This is a genomic window from Micromonospora sp. NPDC004704, assembly GCF_053601675.1.
In genome coordinates this window covers 1-20,232 of sequence record NZ_JBSGCD010000016.1, presented here as the reverse complement: position 1 = coordinate 20,232, position 20,232 = coordinate 1, and the positions used below count along the sequence as shown (strand labels likewise).

Annotated in this window: 13 protein-coding genes; 11 read left to right on the top strand and 2 right to left on the bottom strand. The window is 70.8% G+C overall.

Features of this window, described 5'->3' with window-relative positions:
- Nucleotides 1-65 precede the first annotated feature (65 nt).
- From fdh to ACWEFB_RS21925, 6 genes are all read left to right on the top strand, one after another.
- Nucleotides 66-3,308, top strand: a complete 3,243-nt coding sequence (gene fdh / locus ACWEFB_RS21950; RefSeq protein WP_452288281.1) for a formate dehydrogenase — start codon at nucleotides 66-68, stop codon at nucleotides 3,306-3,308.
- A gap of 4 nt (nucleotides 3,309-3,312) precedes the next feature.
- A complete protein-coding gene (locus ACWEFB_RS21945) occupies nucleotides 3,313-4,302 on the top strand; it encodes a 4Fe-4S dicluster domain-containing protein (protein WP_452288059.1) in 990 nt (329 codons plus the stop codon).
- 31 nt (nucleotides 4,303-4,333) lie between these two features.
- Complete coding sequence (gene nrfD, locus ACWEFB_RS21940) at nucleotides 4,334-5,389, top strand: NrfD/PsrC family molybdoenzyme membrane anchor subunit (protein WP_452288057.1); 1,056 nt, start codon at nucleotides 4,334-4,336, stop codon at nucleotides 5,387-5,389.
- Nucleotides 5,386-5,559 (top strand): hypothetical protein, encoded by a 174-nt coding sequence (locus tag ACWEFB_RS21935; protein ID WP_452288055.1) that lies wholly within the window; start codon nucleotides 5,386-5,388, stop codon nucleotides 5,557-5,559. Before nrfD ends, ACWEFB_RS21935 begins: the two co-directional genes overlap by 4 nt.
- Nucleotides 5,560-5,820: 261 nt before the next feature.
- Nucleotides 5,821-7,344: a M28 family peptidase gene (locus ACWEFB_RS21930; protein ID WP_452288053.1), complete on the top strand. Its 1,524-nt coding sequence runs from the start codon at nucleotides 5,821-5,823 to the stop codon at nucleotides 7,342-7,344.
- 222 nt (nucleotides 7,345-7,566) lie between these two features.
- A complete protein-coding gene (locus ACWEFB_RS21925; RefSeq protein WP_452288051.1) occupies nucleotides 7,567-8,526 on the top strand; it encodes a DUF559 domain-containing protein in 960 nt (319 codons plus the stop codon).
- Nucleotides 8,527-8,667: 141 nt separating this feature from the next.
- Here ACWEFB_RS21925 and ACWEFB_RS21920 read toward each other — a convergent pair whose 3' ends face one another.
- A complete protein-coding gene (locus tag ACWEFB_RS21920) occupies nucleotides 8,668-9,609 on the bottom strand; it encodes an NmrA/HSCARG family protein (protein ID WP_452288049.1) in 942 nt (313 codons plus the stop codon).
- Between the two features lie 334 nt (nucleotides 9,610-9,943).
- Between ACWEFB_RS21920 and ACWEFB_RS21915 the strand changes: the two genes are divergently transcribed.
- The 3 genes from ACWEFB_RS21915 to ACWEFB_RS21905 all read left to right on the top strand — a co-directional run bounded on the left by ACWEFB_RS21915 (nucleotide 9,944) and on the right by ACWEFB_RS21905 (nucleotide 15,233).
- The gene (locus ACWEFB_RS21915; protein ID WP_452288047.1) at nucleotides 9,944-13,666 is read left to right on the top strand and encodes a M12 family metallo-peptidase; all 3,723 of its coding nucleotides are present in this window, start codon (nucleotides 9,944-9,946) and stop codon (nucleotides 13,664-13,666) included.
- 242 nt (nucleotides 13,667-13,908) lie between these two features.
- On the top strand, nucleotides 13,909-14,703 hold the full coding sequence (locus ACWEFB_RS21910; protein ID WP_452288045.1) for a hypothetical protein: 795 nt from the start codon (nucleotides 13,909-13,911) through the stop codon (nucleotides 14,701-14,703).
- On the top strand, nucleotides 14,700-15,233 hold the full coding sequence (locus tag ACWEFB_RS21905; protein ID WP_452288043.1) for a rhodanese-like domain-containing protein: 534 nt from the start codon (nucleotides 14,700-14,702) through the stop codon (nucleotides 15,231-15,233). The genes ACWEFB_RS21910 and ACWEFB_RS21905 overlap by 4 nt, the downstream gene beginning before the upstream one ends.
- 222 nt (nucleotides 15,234-15,455) lie before the next feature.
- Here ACWEFB_RS21905 and ACWEFB_RS21900 read toward each other — a convergent pair whose 3' ends face one another.
- A complete protein-coding gene (locus tag ACWEFB_RS21900) occupies nucleotides 15,456-16,517 on the bottom strand; it encodes a winged helix DNA-binding domain-containing protein (RefSeq protein WP_452288041.1) in 1,062 nt (353 codons plus the stop codon).
- 315 nt (nucleotides 16,518-16,832) lie between these two features.
- Here ACWEFB_RS21900 and ACWEFB_RS21895 point away from each other — a divergent pair, with 315 nt between their 5' ends.
- A complete protein-coding gene (locus ACWEFB_RS21895) occupies nucleotides 16,833-18,326 on the top strand; it encodes a condensation domain-containing protein (RefSeq protein ID WP_452288039.1) in 1,494 nt (497 codons plus the stop codon).
- Nucleotides 18,327-18,396: 70 nt separating this feature from the next.
- Nucleotides 18,397-20,232, top strand: a 1,836-nt coding sequence (locus ACWEFB_RS21890) for a condensation domain-containing protein (protein WP_452288279.1), incomplete at its 3' end; no start/stop codon positions are given.

Below are 20,232 nucleotides of genomic sequence, written 5' to 3'. Positions count from 1 at the left end.
GCGCCGCCTCCGGGCCGGGCCGCGACCGTACGCGTGAAGGAGGGCCGGAACCCGTGCGACAACCCATCTCGATCGGAAAGTGGCCGGTCTGGCGCCAGTTGACCGGCCCGGACGGCTTCGGCCGCGCCGAGGCGGCCAAGTCCGGACAGAGCGCGACCCTCCAGGCCCGGACCGCCAACGCCGACCGCGTGGTGAAGTCGATCTGCCCGTACTGCGCGGTGGGGTGCGCGCAGAACGTGTACGTCCGCGACGAGCGGGTGGTGCAGATCGAGGGCGACCCGGACTCCCCGGTCAGCCGGGGCCGACTCTGCCCCAAGGGCGCCGCCACCCTGCAACTCACCACCGGCTCCGGCCGCCTGGACAAGGTCCTCTACCGGCCACCGTACGGGCGTGACTGGCAGGAACTGGACCTGGACACCGCCATGGACATGATCGCCGACCGAGTGATCCGGACCCGGCGGGAGAACTGGCAGTGGGAGATCGACGGGCAGCGGTTGGCCCGCACCATGGGCATCGCCAGCCTCGGCGGCGCGACCCTGGACAACGAGGAGAACTACCTGATCAAGAAGCTGTTCACCGGGCTCGGCGTGGTGCAGGTCGAGAACCAGGCCCGGGTCTGCCACAGCTCCACCGTGATCGGGCTCGGCACCTCGTTCGGCCGGGGCGGGGCGACGACCTTCATGCAGGACCTGCAGCACGCGGACTGCATAGTGATCGAGGGGTCGAACTTCGCCGAGGCGCACCCGGTCGGCTTCCAGTGGGTGATGGAGGCCAAGGCGCGCGGCGCCACGGTGATCCACGTCGACCCGAGGTTCACCCGTACCAGCGCGCTGGCCGACCTGCACGTGCCGCTGCGGGCCGGCACGGATGTCGCCTTCCTCGGCGGGATCGTCAACTACGTGCTCACGCAGGAGAAGGACTTCCGGGAGTACGTGCTGGCGTACACGAACGCGTCGACCATCATCAACGACAAGTTCCGTGACACCGAGGACCTCGACGGGCTGTTCTCCGGCTTCGACCCCGAGGTGCACCAGTACGCCAGCGAGACCTGGCAGTACGAGGGCACCCAGGAGGCCACCGCCTCCGGCGACCGCGACGAGGCGTACGAGCGGCGGCTGGCGACCCGGCACCACTCGCACGGCACCGGGCAGGGGGAGAAGCACGGCTCCGGCACCGCCGCGCTCGACGGCGACCCCCGGCAGGACCCCACCCTGAGCGACCCGCTCTGCGTCTACCAGATCCTCAAACGGCACTTCTCCCGCTACACCCCGGAGATGGTCGAGCGGATCTGCGGCATTCCGCAGGACGTGTTCGCCCGGGTCTGCGGGCACCTGGTCGAGGCCTCGGGTCCGGAGCGGACCAGCGCGTTCGTCTACGCGGTGGGGTGGACCCAGCACACCGACGGGTCGCAGTTCATCCGTACCGCGAGCATCCTGCAACTGCTGCTCGGCAATATCGGCCGCCCCGGCGGCGGCATCCAGGCACTGCGCGGCCACGCCAGCATCCAGGGCTCGACCGACATCCCCACCCTGTTCAACCTGCTGCCCGGCTACCTCCCGATGCCGCACGCCCACCGGCACGCGAGCCTCGACGACTTCATCGACGCCGACGCCGCCCGCAAGGGCTTCTGGGCGAACATGCGGGCCTACACGGTCAGCCTGCTCAAGGCGTACTGGGGTCCGTCGGCACAGCCGGAGAACGACTTCCGGTTCGACTACCTGCCCCGGATCAACGGCAGCCACTCGGCCTACGACACCACCCTCGAACAGATCGAGGGCAACTGCAAGGGGTACTTCCTGCTCGGCGAGAACCCGGCGGTGGGCTCCGCGAACGCCCGGATGCAGCGACTCGGCATGGCCAACCTGGACTGGCTCGTGGTCCGGGACTTCAGCCTGATCGAGAGCGCCACCTGGTGGAAGGACGGACCCGAGATCGAGTCCGGTGAGCTGTCCACCGAGCAGATCGGCACCGAGGTCTTCTTCATGCCGGCCGCCACCCACACCGAGAAGTCCGGCAGCTTCACCAACACCAACCGGATGTTGCAGTGGCACCACCAGGCGGTCGAACCGGCCGGGGACCAGCGCAGCGAACTCTGGTTCATGTACCACCTCGGCCGCCTCATCCGGGCCAAGCTGGCCGGGTCGACCGACCCGATGGACCAACCGATCCTCGACCTGACCTGGGACTACCCGACCGAGGGGCGGACCGACGAGCCGATGGCCGAGGCGGTCCTCGCCGAGATCAACGGCTGGAACGCCGAGGGCAGGCCGCTGTCGGGGTACACCGAGATGCGCGACGACGGCTCCACCACCAGCGGCTGCTGGATCTACTGCGGCGTGTACGCCGACGGGATCAACCAGGCCGCCCGGCGCCGGCCCGGCGAGGAACAGAACTGGGTGGGCGCCGAGTGGACCTGGTCCTGGCCGGCGAACCGACGCATGCTCTACAACCGGGCCTCCGCACGCCCCGACGGGCAGCCCTGGAGCGAACGCAAGCGGATGGTCTGGTGGGACGAGGAAGCCGGCCGGTGGACCGGGTACGACGTACCGGACTTCGAACCGACCAAGCGCCCGGACTACCAGCCGCCCGAAGGCGCCAGCGGGGTGGCGGCCCTGCGCGGCACGGACGCGTTCATCATGCAGGCCGACGGTCTCGGCTGGCTGTACGTGCCCAGCGGCGTCCTCGACGGGCCGCTGCCCGCCCACTACGAGCCGCAGGACTCACCGGTGCAGAACCCGCTCTACGGTCAGCAGCGCAATCCCGCCCGGCTGCTGCGACCGCACGCGGAGAACCGGTACCACCCGAGCGGATCCGAACCCGGTGCCGAGATCTTCCCGTACGTGGTGACCACGTACCGGCTGACCGAACACTTCACCGCCGGGGCGATGAGCCGCAACGTGCCGTACCTGGCGGAGTTGCAGCCGGAGTTCTTCTGCGAGGTGTCACCCGAGCTGGCGACCGAGCGGGGGCTGGAACACACTGGGTGGGCCACCATCGTCACCGCCCGCAACGTGATCGAGGCGCGGGTCCTGGTGACCGCGCGGATGGCGCCGCTGCGGGTCGACGGGCGGGTGATCCACCAGATCGGACTGCCGTTCCACTGGGGACCGAACGGTCTGAGTCGGGGTGACGCGGCGAACGAACTCTCCGCGATCTCGTTGGACCCGAACTCGCACATCCAGGAGGTCAAGGCGTTCAGCGCGGACATCCGACCGGGCCGGCGTCCACGGGGACCGGCCCGTCCCGCGATGGTCCGGGACTACCAGCGGCGGGCCGGCGTCACCGGGCGTACCGGAACGGGGGTGTAGGGCGATGAGCTTCGACCTGCGTGAGGCGGCCACCGGCACGGCCGACCCGGCGACCGTCGGCGGCTACGGTGCACACCCGGAACGGGTCGGCTTCTTCACCGACACCAGCGTCTGCATCGGCTGCAAGGCCTGCGAGGTGGCCTGCAAGGAGTGGAACACCCTCGCCGAGGACGGCCTGAACTTCACCGGCATGTCGTACGACAACAGCATCGGGCTCGGCGCCGACACCTGGCGGCACGTCGCGTTCATCGAACAGCCCCGCCAGCTGGGCCGGCAGGAGACGTACCTGGCCCCGACCGAGCTGCCCGGCGAGCTGAAGCAGGTGGCGGCCGGACGCACCCCGGTCTCGCTCGGACTGCCGGCGTCGGCCCCACCGGACGGGGTGGTCGGCACCGTACGGGAGATGGACTTCCGCTGGCTGATGTCCTCGGACGTGTGCAAGCACTGCACCCACGCCGCCTGCCTGGACGTCTGCCCCACCGGCTCGCTTTTCCGTACCGAGTTCGGCACGGTCGTGGTGCAGGAGGACATCTGCAACGGCTGCGGCTACTGCGTGCCCGCCTGCCCGTACGGCGTGATCGACAAACGGCCGACGGACGGCCGGGTGGCGAAGTGCACCATGTGTTACGACCGGCTCTCGGTCGGCCAGGAGCCGGCGTGCGCCAAGAGCTGCCCGACCGACTCGATCCAGTTCGGTGAGCTCGACGAGCTGCGGGAGCGCGCCGCCGCACGGGTGCTCGCCCTACAGGCGGACGGGGTGACCAGTGCCCGGCTCTACGGCGCCGACCCGAACGACGGCGTCGGCGGTGCGGGCGCGTTCTTCCTGCTGCTCGACGAACCCGAGGTCTACGGCCTGCCGCCGGATCCGGTGGTGACCACCCGCGACCTGCCCGCCATGTGGCGGCGGGTCGGACTGGCGGCAGCGGGCCTCCTGGTCGGCCTGATCGCGGTCACCCTCTCCGGCGCCAGCGCCCCGACGGGAGCACGACGATGAACCGTACAAGCCTCCGGGTGGGAGCACGACGATGAACCGTCCCGACGTTCCGGCGGGAGCCGCGACGATGACCGACGTACGACTCGACCGCGCGCCGGACCTGCCCGCCGAGCGGGACGCGGTGGTCGGGTCGGCCGGACGCCCCGGACGGCGCCAGCGCGGCGAGCGGCTGATGGTGCCGAAGGCGGACTTCCGCTCGTACTACGGGCGACCGGTGCTCAACGCACCGACCTGGGAGGCGCCCGACATCGCCGGTTACCTGTTCCTCGGCGGGCTGGCCGGCGCCTCCTCCACCCTCGCCGCGGCAGCCGAACTCACCGGCCGGCCGGCACTCGCCCGAGGGCTGAAGGCCGGCGCCGCCACCGCCATCGCCGGATCGCTCTACACCCTGGTCCACGACCTCGGCCGCCCGGAACGGTTCATCAACATGCTCCGGGTGGTCAAGGTGACCTCGCCGATGAGCATCGGGTCGTGGCTGCTCGCCGGCTACGCACCGATGGCGATCACCGCCGCCGCCAGCGCGGTCACCGGTCGGCTGCCCGTACCCGGTCGGCTGGCCACCATCGGCGCGGCCCTGCTCGGGCCGGCGGTCGCCGCGTACACCGGGGCCCTGATCTCGAACACGGCGGTGCCGGCCTGGCACGAGGGCCACCGGGAGATGCCGCTGCTCTTCGTCGGCTCGGCCGCCGCGTCGGCCGGCGGACTCGGCCTGCTGGTCGGATCCGGCGCCGAGTCCGCACCGGCCCGCCGGGCGGCGATGCTCGGCGCCGTCGCCGAGCTGACCATGACCCGCCGGCTGGAGCAACGGCTCGGCCCGCTCGCCGAACCACTGCAACAGGACCTCGGAGGGGCGCTGATCCGAGCCGGCAAGGTCCTCAGCGCCACCGCCGCCCTGACCCTGGCGCTCGCCGGACGCAACCGGAAGGCCGGCGTCGCGGCCGGAGTGGCGCTGCTCGCCGGCTCCCTCTGCACCCGGTTCGGTATCTTCCACGCCGGCCTCGCCTCGGCCCGGGACCCGAAGTACACCGTGGGACCGCAGCGCGAACGGCTCGCCGCCCGCGACCGGGCCGCGAAGGAGTCGACATGAGTACGCTGCGCAAGCATCTTCCGCTGGCCGGGATCGTGGTCACCACCTGCGTCGCGGCCTACCTCGCCGCCCGGCGCGACCCCACCGGACCGGGTACGTCCCGGCGCGCCCTGGACGCACTGCGCCCGGCCACCGGCATCGCCGCCGCCCTGCGCAACCGCGCATCCTGAGCGGTCGGTCGGACCACCCAGCCGCATCCTGAGCGGTCGGTCGGACCACCCCACCGCCTCTTGAGCGGTCGGTCCAACAACCCGGCCGTTTCCTGAGCGGTCAGTCGACCCCGGCCACCTCCCGGGTGCGGCGGTGACACCCGGTAACCGCCTGTGCGAATCCGTCGAACCCGCGGTTCCATCGATCGTGCCCGAACCGTGGGCCGATCCGCTGCGTCACGATCTTGAATCGGTGTGTGTTCGGACGCTACATTCATCGAAGTGATCACTACCGTCGATGTGATCGCTGTCGTCGTCCGTACCTACGTCGCCGGGCCGCCCCGGCCGCACCGGAGGTCTTCTGTGGACATCAGCGCCGACCCGTCCCCCTCGCCCGACAACTCCCCGTCGGGCTCGGCCTTGTCCCGACGCCGCGCCCTGGCCATCGGCCTCGGGGGCGCCGCCGGTCTCGCCATAGCGTCACCCGCCTGGGCCGTGACCGACCATCGGCCGGGAGCGCACCGCCCGCCCACGCTCAACCCGGGCGACCGCCTCGTTGCGGGACGGGTCTCGGCTCGGCGGGCCATCGACCACCTGCGGGTCCTCTCCGAGCGGATCGGCCCGCGCATCGGCGGCACCCCATCGGAACGCGCCGCCGCGAACTACCTGGAAGACGTGCTGGACGACCTCGGCTACCGGACCACGCTCCAGCCGTTCCCGGTCGCGGACAAGTTCCTGGCCCAGCTCAGCTCCCGCCCGGGGCTGCCCGACGACCTGAACTGGCAGGTCGGCGCGTCACCGCACGCCGCCCTGAACACCCGGGTCAGCGGTCGGGTGGTCGACGTGGCGGCCGGCGCACCGGCCAACTACCCCGAGGACGTCACCGGCAAGGTGGTACTCGTCGACTACGTGGCGGCACAGCGCGAGACGCTCGTCGCGACCGCCGTGGCGCGGGGGGCGGCGGCCGTGGTGTTCCTCCCGGCCGACCTGGTGGAGCCGCGACGGGCCTCGGCCTTCGCACCGACCCTGCCCGGCTCGGCCACCACGCCGGTGCCGATCCCGGTCGTCGGTGTGGCTCAGGCACAGAAGCACCGGCTCCGGGAACGCCTCGCCGCCCGCCCGTTCACGCTCACCGTCGCCACCACCGCACACCGTGGCCTCACCTCCCACAACGTGCTCGCCGAGCGGGCACCGCGACGGCACGCGAGCACCAGCCCGGTGGTGATGGTGAGCGCCCACTACGACACCGTGATCGGTGCGCCGGGCGCCAACGACGACGGCTCGGGCACCGTACTCTGCCTCGAACTGGCCCGGGTGCTGCGCTCCCTACCGACCGACGCGACCATCCGCTTCGGACTGTGGGGCTCGGAGGAGCAGGGACTGATTGGCTCGCGGTACTACGTGGCCCAGTTGCCCCAGGCCGAACGCGACCGGATCGTGGCGGTCTACCAGAACGACATGGTGGCGACGAGCTGGGATCCGGCGACCCGCTACTGGCTGCTTTCCTTCGACGGACTGGCGAACCGGGCAACCACCGAGGTCGCGGCCGTCGCCACCCGACTCGGCTACGAGCCGCGCATCTCCCCGGTGACCCTGCGCGGCTCCAGTGACCACCAGTCGTTCCAGGAGGTCGGCATCGCCAGCGCCAACTTCTCCTGGCGTGGAGAGGAGTCCCCGGCACTGCTCGAACCGCCTTACCACAGCCCCGAGGACACCATCGCCAAGAACGTCAGCGCCGAACGCCTCCAGGTCTCCCTGGAACTGATCGGCTGCGCCGCCTACGCCACCGCCCGCAACCCCACCTAAACCCCGCGCACCACCCCGGCTCCCTTCGACTTCGTCGAAGCGCCGCGATCGTCGGCTGCACAACCCTGCTGCCAGCGGAGTTTTACAGGGGTGAGCAGCCGACGATCGTGAAACTCGTAGCACATTAGTGGACTCGACGCGCTGTTTCCACAGGTGGTTGGTTATCCACAGCTTGACGTCCGGCGAGTTGACCCATGGCCGGCGCGTCGCCACGGTTGTAGCGTGAATCGCGATCTTCAGTCGCTGGTCAACCGCGGCGATGGGTTGGTGACGTGGACGGCGGCCCGCCGGGTGGTGTCGCGTCAGGTGCTGGAGTGGGCGGTGAAGTCCGGTCGCCTACAGCGGGTACTTCCCAGGGTCTACATCGATGCGAACCTGGTCGGCCGTGATTCTGACGAGGGTGTCAGCGACAAAGCGGATCTGCTCTACCGGCTCGATCCAGACCTGCGACGACGAGCAGTGCTGCGTTACGTGGGCGGGCGAGGCGCGCTGAGTCACGCCACCGCTCTGGATCTTTGGGGAGTGCGTCGACAGCCAGGCCGTGAGCCGGTCCACCTGACCGTGCCGGAAGGCGTCGGGATGCGCGGCCGATCAGGGTTGGTGGTGTACCGCCGAACGGGTTTTGTGATGGCGCCACCGCAGGTGCTGACACGCCGGAGCGTACCGGTGATCCGGATCGAGCGATCACTCGTGGAGGCATGGCCACTGTTGCCGCCGGTGGAGCGGCCCGAGTCCGTTGTGCGAGCGGTCAGCGACAGACTGACCACCCCGGAGCGGGTCCGGTCGGCATTGACGACGGTCCCGAAACTGACCGGTAGGGCCGAACTGCGGGTGTTGCTCGATCGGCTGGCTGCGGGGTGCCGGAGCGCGTTGGAGATCTGGGGACACGACCATGTCTTCACCGGTCCGGGAATGCCGCGGTTCCAACGCCAGGTCCGTATCCAGGTCGCGAGCCGGACGATGTACCTCGACGTGTACGCCGAACGGGAGCGGGTCGCCTTCGAACTCGACGGGGCGGCATCCCATGGCGATCCCCGTCAACGGGAGATCGACCTGCGACGCGACGCCCTGTTCGCCACGGTCGGCATCATGGTCGTCTGGTTCAGCCACCGACGCCTGGTCTACGACACCGCGCAGGTACGCCGCGAAATCGTCGCCATCCTGGCCACGCGCCGTCCCTGACGACCTCCGCCCGCTCGTGGGGAGCGCGAGTGGGCACCCGAGTACGAGCGCGACACGGCCGGATCGGGTTGCCGATCCGGCCGTGTCGACTCCAGAGGCCGAAGATGCGTAAGAAACTCACCGGTGTCGCGCTTCGATTGGTTACCCGGCGGTCAGCTCGTTGCGGTGGGCGGTCAGGAACTGTTCCAGCGTCTGCACCGACGGGTTGACCGTACGGGTGAACCCGAGGTCGCGCCGCCCGAGGAAGGCCTCCGGGAACTCGGCGTAGTACTGGAACATGTTGCCGTACTCGACGGCGGCGGGGAAGCCGAGGGCGCGGTACGCGTCGTGCGTGAGCGGCCGGTAGACGACCTCCTCGCCGAGGACCCTGCTGTACGTCGCGGCGATCTCGGCCCCGGTCAGGAACTCACCTGCGATGCCCACCGTACGGTCCACCAGGTCGGTGCCCCTCTTGAGGATCCCGAGTACGGACTTGCCGATGTCCTCGGCGGTGATCCCGGCGATCCGGCTGTCCAGCATCGGCAGTCCGAGGACGAGTTGCCCGCTCTCGTCGCGTTGCGGACCGACCCCGGCCAGCAGGTTGTCCCAGTAGAACGTGGTACGCAGGTAGGTGGTCGGCACTCCGGCGGTGGCGAAGAAGCTGTCTGCCTCCGCCTTGGCGTCGAAGTGCGGCACCTTGAAACGACCGTCGAGGGTCGGCATCCGGTCGTCGGTCAGCGGGATCGACTCACGGGTGTCCTCGAGGGTGGACCAGACCACGTGCCGCAGGTCGGCGAACTTCGCCGCCTCGGCCAGGTTCCTCGCCTCGGTCAGTTCCCGCTCGGCCGACATGTGCGCCCAGAAGAAGGTGACGGCGAAGGCACCGTACGCCCCGTCGAACGCCTTTTCCAGGCTGGCCCGGTCGTAGAGGTCGGCCTCGACCACCTCCGCGCCGAGGTCGGCCAGTACGCGGGCCTGTTCCGAATCCGGGTTCCGGGTGATCGCGCGGACCGCGAACTCACCGTCGGCGAGGATCGCGCGAGCCGCCGCGCCGCCCTGTGCGCCGGTCGCGCCCACCACTGCGATTACCTTCTTCTCGGTCATCTCCGGCTCCCAAGTCAATCGATGTTCGGCGATGCTTGCTTACAGCCGGCACAACGTGGGCATCGACGCTCTTCGTCCCGATCGGAGAGTGGCGTTCGTCATACCCCCCATGGGTATCAGAAGCGTCGCCGGGTAGGGTGCGGACGAGCTAGATGGTCCACAAGGGATGACCGCGGGACAGCGACACGGGGCCGTGACGTAGTTGGATCTATCCATGGCCCGGTTCCGACGCCTATCGTCTGATCATCCGCTCGGGTGATCACCGGGGCGGACCTGGGTGTGAAGACGGCGCCGATCTCCATCGGGCCGGCGCCCGAGTCCCAAGGAGACAGAGTTGACGATCCCCTCGTTGCCGCCGATCCGTGACCGGGCCGCGCCCCGGCCACGGCTGACCGCACTGGTGGTGGCCGCCCTGGCCGCCGCGCTGCTGCCGGTACTGGTCACCACCACCCCCGCTGCCGCCGCCCCGGCACAGCCCGGGACGCCGTGGACGAAGATCGGCGGCAACCTCGCCGCCGCCCGTTCCAGCAAGCCGATCGACATCCAGGCGAAGCGCCTCGCCGGCTTCAGCCTGGATCGGGCACTGCTCGAATCCGACCTGGACCGGGCGCCCCGGGAACGCGCCGCCCGCACGGCCAGGGTGCAGCCGCTGGTCGTCTCGCTGCCCACCCCGGAGGGAACCCTCCAGCGCTTCGAACTGGTCGACTCCCCGGTGATGGAGGCCGGGCTCGCGGCACAACACCCCGAGATCCGGACGTACGCCGGTCGCGGCCTGGACGACACCACCGCGACCGTACGCGCGGACCTCACCCCGCTGGGCTTCCACGCCTCGGTCCGCTCCGAGCGGGGCGTCTGGTTCGTCGACCCGTACTACCACCTCGACCAGAGCGTCTACGCCAGCTACTACGGCCACGACCTCGTCAACCCGGACGAGCTGCCCGCCGAACTGGAGGACGAGGAGCCGGCGGTCGCGGTGACCGAGCAGGCCGAGCCCGCCGTGGCGGGGCCGGCGGTCACCCTGCGCACCTACCGGCTGGCCCTGGTCACCGACCCGTCGTACGCCACCTTCTTCGGCGCGGAGAACGTCACCGCGGCAAAGGTGACGCTGGTCAACCGGGTCACCCAGGTCTACGAGGACGAGACCGCGATCCGGCTCGTCCTGGTCAACGACACCGACAAGACCAACCTCAACACCGCCGCGCTGGCCACGGAGCCCAACGGTCCCTGCGGCGCGGCCGCCTGTTTCACCCCGGCCCAGGTCGCCACCTGCGGCAGCGGAACGCTGAGCCGCAACCAGATCGTCCTCGGCCAGCTCGTCGGCGCCGGCAACTACGACGTCGGCCACATCGGTCTCGGCGTCAACGGCGGCGGCGTGGCCGGCCTCGGTGTGGTCGGCGGCGCGACCAAGGCGCGCGGCTGCACGGGCCTGCCGACCCCGGTCGGTGACTTCTACGCGGTGGACTACGTGGCGCACGAGATCGGTCACCAGTTCGCCGGCAACCACACCTTCAACGGCACCCAGTACAACTGCTCGGGTGGCAACCGCAGTCCCGCGAACTCGTACGAGCCGGGCAGCGGTTCGTCGATCATGGCGTACGCCGGCATCTGCCAGCAGGACAACCTCCAGCCGCACAGTGACCCGTACTGGTCGCAGCGCAGCTACACCGAGATCACCACGTTCGTCGGCTCGGCCCGTCCGGCGATCAACGAGGTGCAGACCGCCGCGCTGCGCGGCTTCGACACCGACGGCGACTCGTTCACCATCAGCTACGCGGGCCGGGAGTCGGCGCCGATCGTACGGGGTGCCAACTACACCACCGCCGGGATCAAGGCCGCGATCGAGGCGATCCCGGACTGGCCGGCAGGTGCGACGGTGACCGTCGCGGCGTTCGGCGGCACCGGCACCCTGGACGACACCGGTTTCCAGGTCACCTTCAACGCCGGCCCGCTCGCCGCAGTCAACGTCGAGTCGCTCACCATCACCGCGGCCACCGGCGCGTCCGGCTCGGTCGGGGAGACGGTCAAGGGCGGTGCGGTGGACAACGGCGGGTGGCTGGTCGAGCAGACCACCAACCGGGCACCGGTGGTCACCGTGCCGACCTCGTACACCATTCCCGCCCGTACGCCGTTCACCCTGACCGGTGGCGCGACCGACGCGGACGGCGACACCGTCACGTACATGTGGGAGCAGAACGACCGGGGCGGCCTCAGCGGTGGCAGCACCGCCGGCACCGCGCTGGTCAACAACACCAAGACCAACGGCCCGCTGTTCCGGCAGTTCGGCACCGCGGCCGTGGTCAGCCCCACCGACACCCTGGAGTACTACTCGCCGGGCCTGAACGCGGTGGACACGAACCCCACCCGCGACTTCCCCGACCTGGCGCAGATCGCGGCGAACAACACCAACGCCAAGACCGGCACCTGCCCGGCGGCACCGCCCGCACCGCCGACCGGTGGGGCGACCAACGTGCCGGCCGCCACGATCGACTGCTACTCGGAGTTCCTGCCGACCGGCGATTGGGTCGGTTTCGACAACAACCGGACCATGCACTTCCGGCTTACCGCCCGGGACGGGCACCCGGGCGCAGGCGGCATCGGCAGCGCGGACACCGCGCTGGTCGTCGCACCGACCACCGGGCCGTTCCTGGTCACCTCGCAGGGCGTCGCGGGCACCGTCGTCGGGGGCTCGGCGCAGGCCGTCACCTGGGACGTGGCCGGCACCGACGTGGCGCCGATCGGCGTGACCGAGGTGAAGATCTCGCTCTCCACCGATGACGGGGCGACCTTCCCGTACGTGCTGGCGGAGCGGACGGCCAACGACGGCTCCGCGACGGTGGCCGTGCCGAACGTCGCCACCACGACCGCGCGGATCAGGGTCGAGGCGGTCGGCAACGTTTTCTTCGACCTGAACGACGACAGGTTCACCATCACGGCCGGGCCGGCGGTCTCCAACGACGCACCGGCCGGCGGCGCGACCGTGCAGTACAGCGACGGCCTGTCGCCGGAGGTGCACGTCCGGGCCACCGACCCGGACAGCGACGGCGGCGCGCTGACGGCGACGGCGACCGGCCTGCCCGCCGGGCTGTCCCTGGCGCCCGGTACGCCGTCCGAGCCGGGAACCCGTCCGGGTACCTGGCAGTGGACCGTGGCCGGGAGCACCACCGGCGCACCGGGCGACTATCCGGTCACCGTCACCGTGACGGACGAGACCGGCGGAGTCGGCACCACCACGTTCACCATCCGGGTGGTCCGGGAGAACGCCGAGGTGACGTACACCGGCGACACGCTGGCGTACGGGCGCAATGGTGGCGGAAGCACCGTGTCGCTGCGGGCGACCGTCCGGGACGGTGCGGTGGCGGGCGCCCCGGCCGACTCCCGACCGGGTGACGTCCGTACGGCGACGGTGACGTTCGCGGCCGGCGGCCGGACGCTCTGCACCGGAGTGCTCGGGCTGGTCGACCCGGCGAACACCACCGTGGCCTCGGCGAGTTGCGAGGCCACCCTGCCGGTCGGAAACCACCAGGTCGCGGCTACGGTCGGCGGCAACTACACGGGTACGGCCACGGCCCGGGTCGAGATCACCCGGGCGGAGAACCGGGCGGTGATCGGGGCGGGCACGCTCACCCCGACCCGGTCGGCCGGGGCGTACGCGCTCGACCGGGGCTCGCGGGCGGACTTCACGCTGCTCGTGGCCCAGGCCCGAACAGGTGGGGGAGCCACCGGGCTGGCCACGGTGACGTTCCAGTCCGGCGGCCGGCGCTACGAGGTACGGAGCACCGACATCAGGTCGTTCGGCGCGCGTACCGGTGCCGGTGCGGACGTACTGGAGTGGCGGAGCCGGGCCAGCCTGTTCGACGTCACCGATCCCCGGCGGGCGGTCGCCGTCGGCACCGGACTCACCCTCCGGTTGACCGCGACCGATCGTGGGCTGCTCAGCTCGAAGGACGGATTGGGCATCACCCTCACCGACGGTGAGCGGCTGCTGCTCTCCTCCGACTGGAACGGTGCGCGGACCGGGGAGATCAACGTGTCCGGCGGGACGATCCTGATCCTGTAACGCACCTGCGTACGCGGAAGACAAGGGTGGCTGACCTCGGTCGGCCACCCTTGTCCGTGCCTGGCCGCTCGTCGGTGGACGGTTGGTTGCGGGTGGACAGCCTCGATCCGGTTAACAGTCGGTAACGGCACTACAACGGTCGGATGGCTGCCGGGTATCCGGCCGAGGTTTCTCATGTTCGCTGGATACATTCCCGCGATGTCCGATCCATCGACCTCGGCACCCGTCGTCCGGGTGGACCGATGATGAGGCTCATCGTGCCCACCGGCCGTACGCTGCGGCTGTTACTGGTGATCGTGGCGGTGCTGCACGCGCTGAGTCTCACCGTCAACGTCCTGCACCGAGGGCCGGAGCCGACGTTCGCCCACTTCGACTGGGTGTACGCCTTCCTCGACGTCGACCAGGAGCACAACCTGCCGACCTGGTTCTCGTCGTCGTTGTTGCTGCTCAGCGCGCTGGTGCTGGCCGAGATCGGGATCACCGCCGGCCGGGTGGGGGACCGGTTCGCCCGGCACTGGAAGCTGCTGGCGCTGGTCTTCGTCTTCCTGGCGCTCGACGAGGCCACCCAGATCCACGAGGCGGCCAACGTCCTGCGGGACGCGTTCGACCTCACCGGGGTGCTCTACCTGTCCTGGATCCTGGTGGCGGCGCCGCTGGTCGTCCTCTTCGCCCTGACCTACCTGCGGTTCCTCGGGCACCTGCCCGGGCCGGTACGGCTGCTCGTCCTCGGCGGCGGCGCGCTCTACGTGGGCGGCGCGATCGGCATGGAGGTGGTCGGCAGCCTGCTCTGGGACAACGGGCCCGGTTACGACTCGATGGCGTACGCGTACAGCACCGCTGTGGAAGAACTCCTGGAGATGCTGGGCACCGTCAGCTTCATGTACGGCGTCGCCACGTACCTGCACCGGTACCCACCGTCCGGCGACACCACCCCGGCGCGGGAGGCGCGGACGCCACGAACTGGCGGGATCTTGGCGGGGAGTGGCCGGCACACCACTGGTCCGGGCTTTCCGGGGCAGCCACGATCGGTCCCATGACGAACCTGCTTCCCCGGACGAGTCCACTTCCCGCGACGGATCCGCACCACGGGACGGACCCGAGTCCCGAGACCTCGAACGTGCTTCGTACCCCGCCCGGACCGCCGGCCGACGCGGTCGCCCACTTTGCCGCCCGGCTGGCGTTCGAGACCGATGTCAGTGACGTCCACGCCGACCTGGAGGCCGACGTGTCCCGGCTGGTGGTGGTCGACTCGCGCGACGAGACGGCGTGGCGGCAGGGGCACCTGCCCGGTGCCGTCCACCTGCCCCGGGCCGAGATCGCGCGCCGGGCGGCGGACGTGATCCCGGCCGGCACGGCTGTGGTCACCTACTGCTGGGGGCCGGGGTGCAACGGCGCGACCCGGGCGGCGCTGGAGTTCGCCCGGCTCGGCTACCCGGTCAAGGAGATGCTCGGCGGCTACGAGTACTGGGTCCGGGAGGGCTTCGCGGTGCAGACCGCGACCGGTCCGGTACGCCGCCCGGTCGACGACCTGACCGCACCCGTGCTCGGCGACGCCTGCGGCTGCTGAACGCCGGAAATTCTGGCGCCGACTCCCGTTCGGTGCGTGCGTCACCAGCCGACGATGGGTAGGGCGAGATCGGCGCCGTCCTGCGCCCTACCTCCGTTCCGGCGCTCACGCCGCCGGCCTCGTGGAGGCAAAGGGGACCCTGCGTCCTCGGGATGCCGCATCAACTGCCCCGTTCCGGTGGGGCCAACGGGAGCGTGAGTCCCGGGGGTCGCGCCGTGCCCGTCAGGGCAGGGTGGCGTGCACCCGGGGGATGGCCTCGGCAACCGGAAGCGGAAATTCGCGAAACGGTGTCGCGGTGATCGTCCGGTTCGCGCCCCGGCCGGTGTGCGCCCAGGTGCCGAGCACCTGACCGTCGCTGACCACGGTCGGTCGGAACATCCCGTTGTTGCCCGGCACGATGTGCCCGGCGAACTCCGCCGGCAGCACCGCCCCACGGTCCAGGTAGCCGAGGATGAACTCGTCGAAGCCGGGCAGGAGGAAGACCCCTCGGGCCAGCTTCCGGTCGGTGTCGAGCCGCTCCGGGGTGCGCGGATCCATCAGGTATTCGACGCCGTCGACCTCGATCCGGACGAGGGCGGGTCGGGCCAGCGCGAGCCCGACCCGTACGTCGGCGGCGACCAGGTTCGTCCACCTGGTGAAGTCCTTGACCGTGGCCGGGCCGTGGCTGCGGAAGTAACGCAGGGCCAGCTCGCCGAGCGCCTCCTCGCGAACGAGTCGGCGCGGTCGGGTTATCCACTCGTCCACCAGCACGATCAGTTGCTCGCGGTCGTGCATGGGGCCGAAGCAGAGGACACCGGTCTGCGCCAGGTACCAGATCAGGTGGTAGCCGCGTTGGCCGGTTGTCACCAGCCCAGCGGCGTTCCAGATCCCGAGCAGGTCGTCACGACGCAGCCGCCGGCCGCCGGCCAGCGCGTCCACCGCGAGGTCCCGGGCCCGGACCAGGGTGGCCGGGTCGAGCCCGAGCTGGGCCTGCCGCCCGACCGCGCGGGCCACCATCCGGGGTGTGGTGAGCCCCAGGATCCAGGGCAGGTCGTCGGCCGCCACCAGGTGCAGGGTGCCGCGCATCGGCCAGGACCGGACGATCTCGCCGCGATCGAGCGCGGCCTCGACCATCTGCCGGGTGCCACCCGCCGTACGCAGGACAACCGAGGTGACCGCGCCGGGGAAGTCCTGCGCCTGGGCGGCGGTCAGCCAGGCGACCGCCTCGGTCGCGCTCGTCAGCCCCGGGCCGGCGAGATGCTGTGCCGCCAACCGGAGCAGGCCGATCTCCTGACGTGTTGTCATGATCGCCCACGCCCGGCGGTCGGCCACGGGCCCGGCAGCGCGACGTTCGTCCACGGCCCCGACGACCGTGGGTGGGGCAGGTTCATCCCCCGAGGATGCCAGACCCGTCGGACAGTTTCGGGGTGACACGGGGGCCGGCCCGCTACTCGCCCGGTCCCGTCGTCCGGCTCGCGGGATCGGCCAATCGGTCACAGGAAAACGCTTTCTTGAGGGATGTTCGAAGGCCGCCCCAATCAACGGATACTTGTCGGATCGAGCTGTCCCGATTGGTGGCGGCCGCCGCGAGCACTGTCGACAATGGAGCGGAGAGGCGCCATGGCGGTACGCCCGGACGCGGTTCAGCCTCCCCCGGTGACCCCGGCCCGACCCGTCACCAGGGCCACACCGGTCCCGCCCGCCCCCTCGGTCGCGGGGGCGAGGACCGAGTGGACGCGTACCGGCTTCGTCGGTGCCGAGGAGACGCCCGCACCACTGACCTGGGGGCAGCGGGCGCTCTGGATCGCCATCGAGCGGCACGGTCCGGGATACGTGATGATCAGCCTGCGGCGCACCCTGTCGGTGCCCCGTCGAGCACCGGCCGACCCGGTCGACGTGCTGCGGTCGGTCGGCGCGTGGATCGGCCGGCACGGCTCGCTGCGTACCCGGCTGCGGCTGGTCGACGGGGAGCGGTGCCAGGTCGTGGCGGACCGGGGCGAGCTGCCCGTGCTGCTGGTGCACGCCGACGCCGGATCGCAGCAGGGAACCGGACCGGACGCGGGGGACCACGACGGGGCCGCGCTCGCCCGTACGGTGGCCGAGCGGTTGGCCGACCACCAGTTCGACCACGCGCTGGAGTGGCCGCAACGGGTGGCGCTGGTCCTGGTCAACGGGCAGGTCCGGCAGGTGGCGGTGGTCTTCAGCCACACCACGGTCGACTTCCAGGCGGCCGAGATCGCGCTGCGGGACCTGCGGCTACTGCTGCTGCGCGGGGCCATCGCCACCCCGGCCGGGCTGCAGTCGGCCGACATCGCCCGCCGGGAGCAGGACGTCGACCAGCGCCGCCGGGCCGAACGCGCGGTCGCGCACTGGGTGGAGAGCTTCGGTCGCCTGCCCGTGGACACCCTGCCCCGTCTCGGACCACCGCTCACACCCCGATGGGTACGGGCGGTGCTGACCTCCCCGGCCGCGGACACCGCGATCCGGCTGGTCGCCGACCGGCACCGGGTCACCAGCTCCACCGTCCTGCTGGCGGCCACCGCGGTCGTCTGCGCCGCCTGGTCCGGCAACGAAGTCGTCGGCATCCACACGATGGCCAACAACCGGGCCATGGACGGCTACCGGGACGCGATCGCGAAGCTCAACCAGCTCGGGCTGGTCGTGGTGGACCTCGCCGACCGGCCCGACTTCACGGACCTCCTGCCCCGGGTGTGGCGGGCCGCGCTCGACGCCTACCGGCACGCGTACTACGACCCGACCCGGATGCGGGAGGCGTTCCGGGCCGCCGGATACCCGTACGCGGTGGGGGTGAGTCCGCACCTCTACCTGAACGACATCCGGCTCTCCACCGACGTCGACCTGTTCGGCCGGGCCACCGGCGAAGCCGAGGTACGGGCGGCAATGGCCCACTCGTCGTTCGACCGGACCCACGGACTCGACACCTTCACCTGGCGTACCCGGATCGAGGTCGTCGACCGTCCCGGCGCGGTGGGTCTGGCCCTCACCGCGGACACCGCGCACCTGCCCCCGGACGCGATCGAGCGCTTCCTGCGCGACCTGGAACGGCTGCTGGTCGACGCGGCGTTCGGGAACGTGCCGTGGCCGTGGCGGTAACCACCGGCCGTGACAGCGGCCAGTTGTCAACCGAACCGACGTGTGTGTCGATGGGGAGTGTGGTGTGACCATGACCGAGGTGCCGCTGTCGCCGGCCCAGGAACGACTCTGGTTCCTCGACCGGTTCGATCCGGGACAGCCGAACAACATCGCCTTCGCCCGGCGCCTGCGCGGACCGGTCGACTCCGACCTGCTCGCCCGGGCGTTCACCGTGGTCACCGCCCGGCACCAGGCGCTGCGGGCGACGTTCCTCGACCGTGCCGGTGTGCCGGTCCAGGTGATCGCCGACCCGTACCCGTTCGACCTCGAACGGCTGGACCTGACCGGGGAGCCGGAGTCGCTGCGCGAGGAGCGGGCCCGCGAGATCGGCCTACAACTCTTCGACACCCGGTTCGACCTGGCCCGTGGACCGCTGATCCGGGCGACCCTGCTGACCCTGGCCCCCGAGGACCGGGTGCTCGTCGTGGTCGTCCACCACGTGATCTTCGACGGCAGCTCGCAGTCGATCCTGCTCGACGAACTCGGTACGGCCTACGGCGCCCTGGTCGACGGTGGCGTACCGGACCTGCCGGCGCTGGCGGTCGGTTGGGCGGACTACGTACGTGAGCAGGCGGACCAGCCGGCGGGGAAGGTGGAGCAGGATCTCGCGTACTGGCGGGAACGGCTCGCCGACGTACCCACCCTCAACCTGCCGACCGACCTGCCCCGGCCCCTGTTCAAGACCCCGCGTACGGCCCGGGTACGGCACAACCTCGACGGTGAACTCACGAACAGCCTGCAACGGCTGGCCCGGGTCCAGCGGTGCACGTTGTTCATGGTGTTGCTCGCCGGCTACCAGGTCCTGCTGGGGCGGCACGCCGGTCAGGACGACGTCTGTGTCGGTACGGCCAGCGCCGGGCGTTCCCGCGCCGAGCTGGAACCGCTCGTCGGGTACTTCGTGCACACCCTGGTCCTGCGGGGTGACCTCTCCGGTGACCCCACCGTACGCGAGCTGCTCCGGCGAACTCGGAGCACCGCCCTGGAGGCGTACGCCCACCAGGAGGTCCTGTTCGAGCGGTTGGTCAGCGAACTGGACGTGACCCGTGACGTGAGTCGTACGCCGTTGTTCGAGACCATGTTCGTCCTGCACACCCAGGGCCAGTCGAAGGTCTCCATCCTGCCCAACGTGTCCGGCGGCCCGTTCACCGTCGGCGTCGTGCAGACCCTGTTCGACCTGGTGGTGGACGCCTGGGTCACGCCGACCGGGTTGGCGATGACGGCGCGTTACGACACGGGACTGTTCACCGAGGAGACCGTCGCCGCGATGTTGCGTCGGTTCGAGGTGTTGTTGCGGGCGTGTACGGAGGATGTGGATCGGCGGGTGTCGGAGCTGCCGATGGATGACGCGGTCGGGTTGCGGTCGGTTCTGGCGCGGGGTCAGGGTCCGCGTCGTCCGTACTCGGGGACGGTGTTGTCGTTGTTCGGGACGCGGGTCGCGGCTGCTCCGGATGCGCTGGCGGTGGGTTCCCTGACGTATCGGGGGTTGGACGAGCGGGCGAATCGGATCGCCCGTTATCTGCGGCGGTCGGGGGTGGCGCCGGGTTCGGTGGTGGGGGTGTGTCTGGACCGGACGCCCGACCTGGTGGCGACGTTGCTGGGGGTGTGGCGGTGTGGTGCGGCGTACCTGCCGTTGGATCCGGGGTTGCCGCCGGCCAGGATGTCGTGGCTGCTCACCAATTCCCGCGCCGGCTTCGTGGTGACACAACGGAACGTCGCCATGGATGAGGCCGATCCGGCACGGACGTTGTGGTTGGACCGGGATGCGGTGGAGGTCGAGGCGGAGTCGGCCGAGTCGTTCGGGGGGTCGGTTGATCCGGGTGCGTTGGCGTATTTGTTGTATACGTCGGGGTCGACGGGGTGGCCGAAG